Consider the following 11,524-nt stretch of genomic DNA (forward strand, 5'->3'; position numbering starts at 1 on the left):
ACAGGGAGGCTTTTCAATTTTAAAATTGTGTGGATACCTAAGGCTATCGCAGCGGTGCCACCATTCGACAAGCCAGCTCCTGCATTTGATTTTCTGCGTGTCCAGAGCCGGTTCCTGAACCCCTCCTGAAGAATCTTCTTATTCACCATGCGGAAACTTTCCTACGGTTTACTCTCCTGAAATCGGGGCGTAAGCTTCGCGCGTTTTCATCAATAGCGGAGACCCTCAGTGGGTACTTGTTCGAGTGACAGTAGTCGGCCGGTTTCGGTAACCGGCACCGGCTTGGCAAGGTAACGCGCATTTATCCGATGCCGTTGTCTCGCCACCAAAGCGAGAAGCGGCATCAAGGCAGCGGCCAGTCCTGGCACTGTTTCGATCCTCTCTCATCGACGCTGACCAGCACCTGACTGACCTCGGGATGCTACGGACGCGCCTGCCTTTTTGCGGCGGGCGGGCCAAGCCGGCTGTGCCTGTCTGACAGGCACGGTGCGGATGGGCAGTACCTGCACGACGGTTTTTTCCTCGCGCAGGAGTAACACCATGAACCTGACTCTGTTGAAAGAGTTCTTCGCCGGCTTCCTGCGGACCCGGCACATTGCCCGGCACTTCCGTCGCCTGGCCATGCTCGAAACCGTGACCGACGCCAGCGTCAGCCGCGAAGTACCGCCGACCCTGGCGCACACCCTGGTGGTCGCGGCCAACAGCAGCACCGTGCAGTTGCTCGGCACGTTGGGCAGCCATGCCGAAGGCTTGAACACTCAGGAAGCCGATGCCCTGCGCGTGCAATACGGCCTCAATGAGGTCGAGCACGAGCAGCCGTTGCCGTGGTGGGTACACCTGTGGCACTGCTACAAGAACCCGTTCAACCTGCTGCTGACGTTGCTGGCGGTGATCTCCTGGCTGACCGAAGACATGAAGGCCGCCACGGTGATTTTCTCCATGGTGGTGCTCTCGACGCTGCTGCGTTTCTGGCAGGAGGCCAAGTCCAACAAGGCTGCCGATGCCTTGAAAGCCATGGTCAGCAACACCGCCACGGTGCTGCGCCGCGATGCAGCCAAGCGCATCGAGTTGCCGATCAAACAGTTGGTGCCCGGCGACCTGATCGTGCTGTCGGCTGGCGATATGATCCCCGCCGATTGCCGCGTGCTCGGTGCCAAGGATTTGTTTGTGAGCCAGGCGGCGATGACCGGCGAATCGATGCCGGTGGAGAAGTTCGCCCAGCAGCAAGACGCCAACACCCGCAACCCGCTGGACCTGGACAACATCCTGTTCATGGGCACCAACGTGGTGTCGGGTGCGGCGACGGCGGTGATCCTGACCACCGGCAACAGCACCTATTTCGGCGCCCTGGCCCAGCGTGTGACCGCCACCGACCGTGCGACCACCTCGTTTCAGCAAGGCGTGAACAAGGTCAGTTGGCTGCTGATCCGCTTCATGTTTGTAATGGCGCCGCTGGTGCTGTTCATCAACGGCTTCACCAAGGGCGACTGGACCGAGGCGCTGCTGTTTGCGCTGTCGATTGCCGTAGGCCTGACCCCGGAAATGCTGCCGATGATCGTCACGTCCACCCTGGCCAAGGGCGCGGTGTTTTTGTCACGCAAGAAGGTCATCGTCAAGCGCCTGGACGCGATCCAGAACTTCGGCGCTATGGACGTGCTGTGCACCGACAAGACCGGCACCCTGACCCAGGACAAAATTTTCCTGGCGCGGCATGTGGACGTGTGGGGCGAAGAGTCCGACGACGTATTGGAGATGGCCTACCTCAACAGCTACTACCAGACCGGCCTGAAAAACCTGCTGGACGTGGCGGTGCTGGAGCATGTTGAGGTGCATCGCGAGCTGAAAGTCGGCACCGCGTTTCACAAGGTCGATGAGATCCCGTTCGACTTCAACCGCCGTCGCATGTCGGTGGTGGTCGCCGAGCAAGGCTTGCCGCACCTGTTGATCTGCAAGGGCGCCGTGGAGGAAATTCTCTCGGTGTGCAACAGCGTGCGCCATGGCGACACCAGCGAGGCACTGACCGATGAGTTGCTGGCGCGCATTCGCCAGGTGACGGCGGCATTCAATGAAGAAGGCCTGCGCGTGGTGGCCGTGGCGGCACAACCCATGACACCCGGGCGCGATACCTACAGCCTGGCGGATGAAAGCAAGCTGACGCTGATCGGCTACGTGGCGTTTCTCGACCCGCCCAAGGAAAGCACCGCGCCTGCGCTCAAGGCCCTGAAAGCCCACGGTGTGGCGGTCAAGGTGTTGACCGGCGACAACGAGTTGGTGACGGCCAAGATCTGCCGCGAAGTGGGCCTGGAGCAACAAGGCCTGTTGATGGGCAACGACATCGAGGACATGACCGATGCCGAACTGGCCAAGGCCGTGGAAATGACCAATGTGTTCGCCAAGCTGACCCCCAGCCACAAGGAGCGCATCGTCCGGCTGCTCAAGGCCAACGGGCATGTGGTGGGTTTCATGGGCGATGGCATCAACGACGCGCCGGCGCTGCGCACGGCGGACATCGGCATCTCGGTGGACAGCGCGGTGGACATCGCCAAGGAAGCGGCCGACATCATCCTGCTGGAAAAGAGCCTGATGATCCTGGAGGAGGGCGTGCTGGAAGGCCGCCGTACCTTCGCCAACATGCTCAAGTACATCAAGATGACCGCCAGTTCTAACTTCGGCAACGTGTTCTCGGTGCTGGTGGCCAGTGCGTTTATCCCGTTTTTGCCGATGCTGCCAATGCACCTGCTGGTGCAAAACCTGCTGTATGACATTTCCCAGATTGCGATTCCGTTCGACAACGTCGACGAGGAGATGCTGGCCAAGCCGCAACGCTGGCAACCGGGGGATGTGGGCCGTTTCATGCTGTTCTTCGGGCCGATCAGTTCGATCTTTGACATCACCACGTTCGCACTCATGTGGTACGTGTTTGATGCCCACACGCCAGACCATCAGACGCTGTTCCAGTCGGGCTGGTTCGTGGTGGGGCTGCTGACCCAGACGCTGATCGTGCACATGATCCGCACGCCGAAAATCCCGTTCCTGCAAAGCCGTGCGGCGATGCCGTTGATGGTGATGACCGGCGTCATCATGGCTGTGGGGATTTTCCTGCCGATGGGCCCGCTGGCGCACTACTTCAAATTGCAGGCGCTGCCGTCGCTGTACTTTGTGTTTTTGCCGGTGATTCTGCTGGCGTACATGGCGCTGACCCAGGCGGTGAAGGGCTACTACATCCGTAAGTTTGGCTGGCAATGAGCAGGGACGATTTCCTATGCAAGCAATCAACAACATCAACCTCAATTCCCTGATCGACACCCTGGTCAGCCTTACCGCTGCGTTTATCCTCGGTGGGTTGATCGGCTTCGAACGCCAGTACCGCCAACGCACGGCGGGCCTGCGTACCAACGTGCTGGTAGCGGTAGGGGCGGCGATATTTGTCGACATGGCCAACCGCCTCGGTGGCGCAGAAGGCGCCGTGCGGGTGGTCGCGTATGTGGTGTCGGGCATCGGCTTTCTCGGCGCCGGCGTGATCATGCGTGAGGAAGGCAATGTGCGCGGGCTCAACACGGCCGCCACGCTGTGGGCGTCGGCGGCAGTGGGCGCGTGCGCGGGTGCCGACCTGGTGCTTGAAGCGCTGCTGGGGACATTGTTTGTGCTGGCGGCCAACACACTGCTGCGGCCGATCGTCAATAACATCAACCGCCAGCCGCTGGATGTGGTGTCGGCGGAGGTCACCAACATTCTCTATGTGATCGCCCGGCGTACCCAGCAAACTGCAGTGCTGGCGTTGCTGGAAGCGGAACTGGCGCGTTGCAACTATCCAGCCAGTGATGTCGACGTGCGGCCGTTCGGCGCTGAGGAAGTGGAAATCGAGGCCACATTGGCAGTGACGTCGGTTGACGGCGATGAACTGGACGCTCTAGTGGCGCGAATTTCCAGGTCGACCCTGGTGGTGCAAGCGTTCTGGAGCCCGAGCACCACGGAGTAGCGTTGTGGAATAGGGTTGCCTTGCTGAGGAAAAGTCCTACAGATACGCGAGATTATCCCTTCCTTTGAAAAAACACCCGGTTGTTAAGGTTGCGCACTTGCGTCTGCCCAGGAATAAGGCGCGGTTTACGTAATTATCGGTTTTTCAAAAGGAGGGGCCTGTACTGCCTGAAATGTCGTAGGAAGTAATGAGTACCGTTTGTCGGAACTGTTACTTTTCACAGGTAGTTAGGTCTCGCGTGATATGTAAGCGTACTGATCTTCCCAGGGGAGTCTTATGAGCAACAAAGCTTTAATTGTGGATGATCACCCTTTTATACGCGCCACGGTCAAGTATCTGCTGAAGCAGGAAGGCTTCGACACCATCTACGAGGCGGGTAACGGTGCCGACGCCATGCAGCTTGCTCGGGAGCTGCGTCCCGACTTGGTCATCCTTGACCTGGCGATGCCCAAACTTGGCGGCCTGGAGGTCATCAGCCGGATCAAGGCGCTGGACCTACCCTGTAAAATCCTGGTGCTGACCTCGTATCTGGCGGTGTTTTTTTCTACCCGCTGCATGCGTGCCGGTGCGATGGGTTTTGTCGCCAAGACCGGTGAGCTTGACGAGTTGCAAAAGGCAATCCGGGCAATCAGGTCTGGCTACAGTTGCTTTCCCAGCCTGCCTACCAGCTCGGTGCGCCGCGACGATCTGCAGTCCACCGAGCAGGAGATGGTGGAGGCGCTCTCTGACCGTGAATTGACTGTTTTGCAAAAGCTGGCCCTGGGCCTGGGCAATAAGGATATCGCCGAGGACATGTTGCTGAGCCACAAGACGATCAGCACCTACAAGACGCGGCTCAAGGAGAAGTTGCGGATGTCGTCGGTGGTGCATCTGTCCAAGTTCGCCCAGCGCAATCATTTGATCTGAAATGACCACCTCCCGGCTGATGACACTCACGGCCATCCTGCTGATGGGGTTGTTGCCCGCAGTGGTAATGGCCCTGGATGAACCGCATAACCTGAAACTACTGGGCCATTCCGCGCTTGAAAACCCTTCGCTGGCACTGGACGAAGCCGACTGGCAGTGGTTGCGCGAGCGGCGGGTGCTGGCGATGGGGGTGTCCAAGCCCGATTACGCGCCCTTTGACCTGAGCAACAATAATCACGAGTTCGAAGGCATCACCGCCGACTATGCGGCGTTGATCGGCCAGGCGTTGAATATCGTCATTGAGGTACGACGTTATGACACCCGAGATGATGTAATCGCAGCCCTCAAGGCGGGCACCGTGGATTTTGTCGGGTCGGCCAATGGGTATGAGGCGGCCGACCCACAATTGGTGCTGTCGCGCTCCTACGCCAATGATCAACCTGCGCTGGTGACACGCGTAGGAGACAGTCACGCGTTAAGCAGCGATCTTTCGGGCAAGCGCGTGGCGATGCTCTACCACTACATGCAGCCTGATGTGGTCCGGGCGTTCTACCCTCATGCGCAATTGCTGTTGTTTGCCTCGACCTTCGAAGCCATCGGGGCCGTTGCGTTCGGCCAGGCGGATGTCTACCTGGGGGATGCCATCAGCACCCGCTATCTGATCAACAAGAATCACCTCAATAATGTGCGCATGGCGGATTTTTCCGCGCTGGAGGTTAACCCGTTCGGGTTCGCCTTCACCAAGGACAACACGCGCTTGCTGCGCATCATCAACACCGCGCTGGCCGCTGTTCCGGCCAACCAGCAGATGGATATTCTGCGCCGCTGGAGTGCCGGCAGCAGCGGGTTTCTGGAGGCCGATCGACTGCGCTTGAGTGGCCGTGAGCAGCGCTGGCTGGAGAAGCATCCGCGGGTAAAAGTTGCCGTGCTCGACAAATTTGTCCCGTTGTCTTTTTTCAACGAGCAGAGGCAGTTTGAAGGGTTGAGCGCCGAAGTGCTGTCGCGCATCAGCTTGCGTACGGGTTTGAAGTTTGATATCGAGCAGGACAGTTCGCTGCCTCGGCAAATCGACAATGCCAATGTCGGCCTCGTTGACATGATGGCGGTTGTCACGCCGAGCGCCGAGCGCTCCGACAAGATCCGGTTCACCCGGCCTTACCTGTCCAATCCTTATGTGCTGGTGGTGCGCGCCGACGATGAGCGCGTGGTTACGCCGGAGAACCTGTCTGGCAAACGTCTGGCATTGATCCGCGGCGATAGCCTTGCTGCGCAAATCAGCCGGGACTACCCCGACATCAGGTTTGTCGATGTCGTGAACCCTGAGCAAGCCATGGAGTTGGTAGCCAATGGCAATGTCGATGCAGCCGCGGTCTTGCTGATCAGTGCGCGCTACAAAATTGCCCGTCATTACCGCGACCGCCTGCGTATTACCAGCACTGTCGGCGCAGAACCTGCGCGGATTACTTTTGGGGTCAGCCGCAGCCAATTGGAGCTGTATTCGATCCTCGACAAGGCGTTGCTGAGCATTTCACCCGAAGAAATGGACGAGCTGACCAATCATTGGCGCAGCGAGATCATCATCGAAGACAGTTATTGGATACGTCATCGCAACGTCATCATCCGAGGGTTTGGCTTGGCTGCGTTGCTGCTGTTGATCACCCTCGGCTGGGTGTTCTACCTGCGCAACCTGATTCGCAAGCGCGCCCAGGCCGAGCGCGCCTTGAGCGACCAGATGCGGTTTATGAGCGTGCTGATCGACGGTACGCCCCACCCGATTTACGTGCGCGATCGCCAAGGCCGGTTGATGGCTTGCAATAACGCTTACCTGGATGTGTTCAGCTACAAGCTCGAAGACGTGATCGGCAGGACCGTGGTGGAGACCGATACCGGCAACCCTCCCCAGGCCGAGTCGTTCCATACCGATTACTTGCGCTTGATGGAGCAGGGCGAGCCGCAGATCCTTGATCGCCTGCTCAAGGTGCCCAACGGCGATGTGCTGACCATCTACCAGTGGATGCTGCCGTACCGTGATGGCGACGAAAAGGTCGTAGGCATGATCGCCGGCTGGGTAGACGTGAGCGAACGCCAGCGCTTGTTGGGGCAGTTGCAGGAGGCCAAGGAAGAGGCCGACGCCGCTAACCGTGCCAAAACCACGTTCCTGGCGACCATGAGTCACGAGATCCGTACCCCCATGAACGCGGTGATCGGCATGATCGAACTGGCCCTGAAAAATGCCGAGCAGGGCCGGGCTGACCGTGATGCACTGGAGGTCGCGTCGGTGGCGTCCCGGGGCATGCTGGAGTTGATCGGCGATATCCTCGATATAGCGCGGATCGAATCTGGCCATCTTTCCCTGAGCCTGGAGCCGGCTAATCTCAAGGAGCTGTTGGTCTCGGTGGCACGGGTGTTCGAGGGGCTGGCACGGGACAAGGGCCTGGCCCTGCACGTGGAGATTGACCCGTTGATCGACCGTCCGGTGCTGATCGACCCGCTGCGCTTTAAGCAAGTGGTCTCCAATTTATTGGGGAATGCCATCAAGTTCACCGTCACCGGCGAGGTGCGACTGGGCGCCCAGGGCGTATTGGCGTTTGCGGGCGAGCACCTGCACCTTCGGTTATGGGTGCAAGACACTGGCATTGGCATCAGTGCCCAGGACCAACAGCGACTGTTCAATCCGTTTATCCAAGGCAGCAACAACGAGCAATCCTCGCGCAGCGGCTCGGGCCTGGGCCTGGTGATCAGCCGCAACCTGTGCCAGATGATGGGCGGTCAGTTGCACTTGAGCAGTACGCTGGGCCAGGGGACGCGCGTGGATGTGACGTTGGCCTTGGCGCTGACTGCTGCGGTGCCGGCCTCGTCGCCGGTGCCGCAGATCCCGCCCGCTCGTGCGCTGAGCATTCTGGTGGTGGACGATTACCCGGCCAACCGTCTGCTGCTGGCGCGGCAATTGGGCTTCCTGGGGCATAGCATTGTTGCGGCGGAAGACGGCATCCAGGGTTTTGCACTGTGGCAGGCCGGGCAGTTCGATGGCGTCATCACCGATTGCAATATGCCGCTTAAGGATGGCTATGCGTTAGCGCGTGATATTCGTGCGCAAGAACGTCAGCATGGGCTCAAACCCTGCCTGTTACTGGGGTTCACCGCGAATGCCCAACCCGAAGAAACCGAGCGCTGCCGACAAGCCGGCATGGATGGTTGCCTGTTCAAGCCTACCGGGCTTGAAGACTTGCGGGCGGTGCTGGCATCGCGCACGGCCGACGTCCAGGTGCAAATAGAGGGCGCCGCGTTTGATTTAAGTTCGCTGATCACGCTGACGGAGGGCGACAAGGCCGCGCTCGAGGAGTTGCTGATGCCGCTGCTCACCAGCCTCGCCGACGACCGTGCGTTGCTACCTGAACTGGCGAGCCAGGCGAAGTTTTCCAAACTCTATGATTTGGCCCATCGCGTCAAAGGGGGCGCACGCATGGTCAAGGCCCAGGCGCTGACCAACGGGTGCGAGACCTTGGAAGGCGTGTGTGAACGACAGGACGGCGATGCGCTGGGCGCTACGGTCGAGGCGTTAGGGGCGGCTATCGATGACTTGCATCACAGTCTGGCCCGATACTGCAATCAGGCATGACGGGGATAGATGGTCATTCGATGGATTTGGGAGAACTCCTACATGAAGGGGGAACATGCCTGATTTTGTCTGCGGGATATGTCTGGAAAATGGGGCGCTCACCGACGAGCGCCGCCTACCCAGGGATTTGCCATGCCGAACAAAGCACTGACCATCCTGATTGCCGATGAACAGCACCTGCAACGGTTGTACATCGAAAAAATGCTTAACCAGTTGGGGTATCACCGAGTTGTCCCGGTACAAACCTTCGACGAAGTCCAGATACTCACGGCTATCCCGGCCGAGCCCTTTGATGTACTGATCATCAACGCCGGGCTGACGGTCCATGCCTGCGGGCCCCAACCCCAGGCACGGCATGTGCTGGTCTATGACCATCTGGACCTGGGCGCACCGCCGGATGCAACGCCGCAGGTGTTGGTTCGCCTGCCGGGCGTGCCGGACAACGTCAACCTCGAACACTTCATGGATATCATCGACCCGCCCGAGGCCGCCGTGGGCCTTCGGGTATTACCGTGGCTGCGGGAACTGTCCCGCAGGCCGGTGACCGGGGTTTAGTCCCACTTCGGGGCAATGCCCTTGGGGCTGGTCAAGCGGTGGCCGCGCTCAAGGCCAGCGATGTCTGCCAGTTCGGCAGCGCTCAAGGTCAGTTGCAGGGCCTCGAGGTTGCTTTGCAGGTTGGCGCGCTTGGTCGATGAGGGGATCACCGCATAACCGCGTTGCATGGCCCAGGCCAGCACGACCTGTGCCGGGGTAGCCTGGTGGCGTTCGGCGATCTTTTGGATCACCGGGTCTTTGAGCACTTCACCGTAGGCCAGGGTCATGTACGAGGTGATCTGGATGCCATTGGCCGCGGCGAAATCCACCACGTGTTGGTTTTGCAGGTAAGGGTGCAGTTCGATCTGGTTGGTCGCGATGTGCTCGGCGCCCACAGCCTCGATGGCTTGCTTCATCAGGTCGATGGTGAAGTTGGAGATGCCGATCTGGCGGGTCAGGCCCATGCGCTTGGCTTCCAGCAACTGGCCCATGAATTCGGCGACGGGCACCTGGTCCTCCGGCGATGGCCAGTGGATCAGGGTCAGGTCCAGGTAGTCGGTCTGGAGCTTGCGCAGGCTTTCCTTGAGGCTTGGGATCAACCGGCCTTCGGCGAAATTGGCGATCCAGATTTTGCTGGTGATAAACAACTCATCCCGTGGGATGCCACTGTTGGCGATGGCTTGGCCAACGTCCGCTTCGTTCTCGTAGATCTGTGCGGTGTCGATGACGCGGTAGCCCAGTTCCAGGGCATTGCTGACGGAGTCGATGACGACCTGGCCTTGCAGGCGAAAGGTACCGAGACCGAAGGCGGGGATGGACTGTGTAGGAATAGACATTGGAAACTCCATTGGGGTTGTAGGCAATGGAGTTGAGTATCGGCGCGTCGTTCCTTCGGAAAAACCGCCGAATCCGAAAATGACTCTTTACTGCACGTCACGAATGGCCGGTGCCCTGGCGCTTGCGATGAGGCGCCGTACCGCTGTGGCGGCGCCTTGATTGATCAGCCCTGGGCGCGCAAACGCTCGGCGGCATTGCGCAACAGGTGCTCGGTACCTTCCCAGCCCAAGCAGCCATCGGTCACCGATACGCCGTATTTCATCGACGGGCTCAATGGCTGGCAACCTTCGAACAGATGGCTCTCGAGCATCATGCCGATCAGCGAGGTGTCACCGTGCAAGCGTTGCTCCAGCACCTCGTTGAACACCGCTGGCTGGCGCAGCGGGTCTTTGCCGCTGTTGGCGTGGCTGCAGTCGACCATGATCCGGGGGGCCACCTTGGACTTCGCCAAGTCATGCTTAACCTGCGCCACGCTTTGGGCATCGTAGTTCGGCCCACGGTGACCGCCGCGCAGCACCAGGTGCGTGTCGGGGTTGCCGCAGGTCTGGATGATCGCCGGGTGGCCTTGGCTGTCGACGCCGAAGTGGCGGTGCGGGTGAGACGCCGAGCGCATGGCGTCACAGGCAATTGCAACGCCGCCATCAGTGCCATTCTTGAAGCCTACGGGCATGCTCAGGCCGCTGGCCATTTCGCGGTGGATCTGCGACTCGGTGGTGCGCGCGCCAATCGCTACCCAACTGAGCAGGTCATCGAAGTAGCCGGCAGCTATGGGTTGCAGCAGCTCAGTGGCGACCGGGAGGCCAAGGCGCAGCGTTTCCCGCATCAACTCGCGGGACAGGGTCAGGCCAGCGGCCATGTCATCGCTCCCATCCAGGTGCGGGTCATAGGCCAGGCCTTTCCAGCCGATGGTGGTGCGCGGCTTTTCGACGTAGGCACGGATCACCAGCAGCATCTGGTCGCCGACTTCCAGGGCCAGCTTCTTCAGGTTGCGAGCGTATTCCATGGCCGATTCCGGGTCATGGATCGAGCACGGGCCGACAATCACCAGTAAGCGTGAGTCGTCGCCATTGAGGATGGCGCGCACAGCTTGGCGATGGGCGTGGATCTGTTCATTGAGGAACGGGCTGAGGGGCAGCTTGTGCTTGAGTTCGAGGGCGCTGGGCAGGCGCTGGGTCAGGGCTTCATTGGCGCTGGTCAGGGCGCTGTTCATGGCTGTACGGGGCAGAGCGGCGACGGAGGAGTTCATATTCAAGGCTTCCTGGGCAAGCGGCGGGCGGTTCCCGCGCGCTTGGCCTACTGGGGTGTTCGACAATTGGCCGTACTGGCTACGTGTGTTGGCTTGCCACCAATAGGTGACCGATCGGAGGCGGCAGGCTGTCCCGAGCGGAGCTTGCTAAATCGCCATGCGGTGGAAGTGTCGTAGCGGTAATAAGTGGCGTAGTTCATGTCGTGATTCCTTTAAGTGTTCTTGATCAAGCTAAAAAGTGTATGGAGACCTGAAAAACAAAACCCCCGGTCGGGGAGCCGACCGGGGGTTAGATTTCTCTGGTAGGCGACCCCTTGAACAGTGGGCGCCGATTTCAGGTATCAGGCGCGCCAGTGGCTAAACCAATACCCAAAATAAAAGCTGGCAGCTGCGCTCGAACCGT

At 59.9% G+C, this 11,524-nt stretch carries 7 protein-coding genes; 5 read left to right on the forward strand and 2 right to left on the reverse strand.

Annotation, left to right across the window (positions count from 1 at the left end):
- Positions 1–540 precede the first annotated feature (540 nt).
- From mgtA to PspS35_RS11070, 5 genes are all read left to right on the forward strand, one after another.
- A complete protein-coding gene (gene mgtA / locus PspS35_RS11050; RefSeq protein ID WP_159934355.1) occupies positions 541–3,246 on the forward strand; it encodes a magnesium-translocating P-type ATPase in 2,706 nt (901 codons plus the stop codon).
- A 16-nt stretch (positions 3,247–3,262) separates the two neighbouring features.
- Positions 3,263–3,979 carry an MgtC/SapB family protein gene (locus PspS35_RS11055; RefSeq protein ID WP_159934357.1) on the forward strand — a complete coding sequence of 239 codons (717 nt, stop codon included), beginning with the start codon at positions 3,263–3,265 and terminating at the stop codon, positions 3,977–3,979.
- 276 nt (positions 3,980–4,255) lie between these two features.
- Positions 4,256–4,885: a response regulator transcription factor gene (locus tag PspS35_RS11060; RefSeq protein ID WP_159934359.1), complete on the forward strand. Its 630-nt coding sequence runs from the start codon at positions 4,256–4,258 to the stop codon at positions 4,883–4,885.
- A gap of 1 nt (position 4,886) precedes the next feature.
- Positions 4,887–8,504: a transporter substrate-binding domain-containing protein gene (locus PspS35_RS11065; RefSeq protein WP_159934361.1), complete on the forward strand. Its 3,618-nt coding sequence runs from the start codon at positions 4,887–4,889 to the stop codon at positions 8,502–8,504.
- A 132-nt stretch (positions 8,505–8,636) separates the two neighbouring features.
- Positions 8,637–9,059 carry a chemotaxis protein CheY gene (locus tag PspS35_RS11070; RefSeq protein WP_159934363.1) on the forward strand — a complete coding sequence of 141 codons (423 nt, stop codon included), beginning with the start codon at positions 8,637–8,639 and terminating at the stop codon, positions 9,057–9,059.
- Here the strand turns inward: PspS35_RS11070 and dkgB are convergent.
- Both dkgB and PspS35_RS11080 read right to left on the reverse strand, forming a co-directional pair.
- Positions 9,056–9,874, reverse strand: a complete 819-nt coding sequence (dkgB, locus tag PspS35_RS11075) for a 2,5-didehydrogluconate reductase DkgB (RefSeq protein WP_159934365.1) — start codon at positions 9,872–9,874, stop codon at positions 9,056–9,058. The two genes, PspS35_RS11070 and dkgB, sit on opposite strands and share 4 nt — an antisense overlap.
- Before the next feature lie 164 nt (positions 9,875–10,038).
- The gene (locus PspS35_RS11080; protein ID WP_159934367.1) at positions 10,039–11,121 is read right to left on the reverse strand and encodes a 3-deoxy-7-phosphoheptulonate synthase; all 1,083 of its coding nucleotides are present in this window, start codon (positions 11,119–11,121) and stop codon (positions 10,039–10,041) included.
- Positions 11,122–11,524: the final 403 nt, after the last annotated feature.

Origin of the sequence: Pseudomonas sp. S35, assembly GCF_009866765.1 — a bacterium.
Taxonomy (GTDB): domain Bacteria; phylum Pseudomonadota; class Gammaproteobacteria; order Pseudomonadales; family Pseudomonadaceae; genus Aquipseudomonas.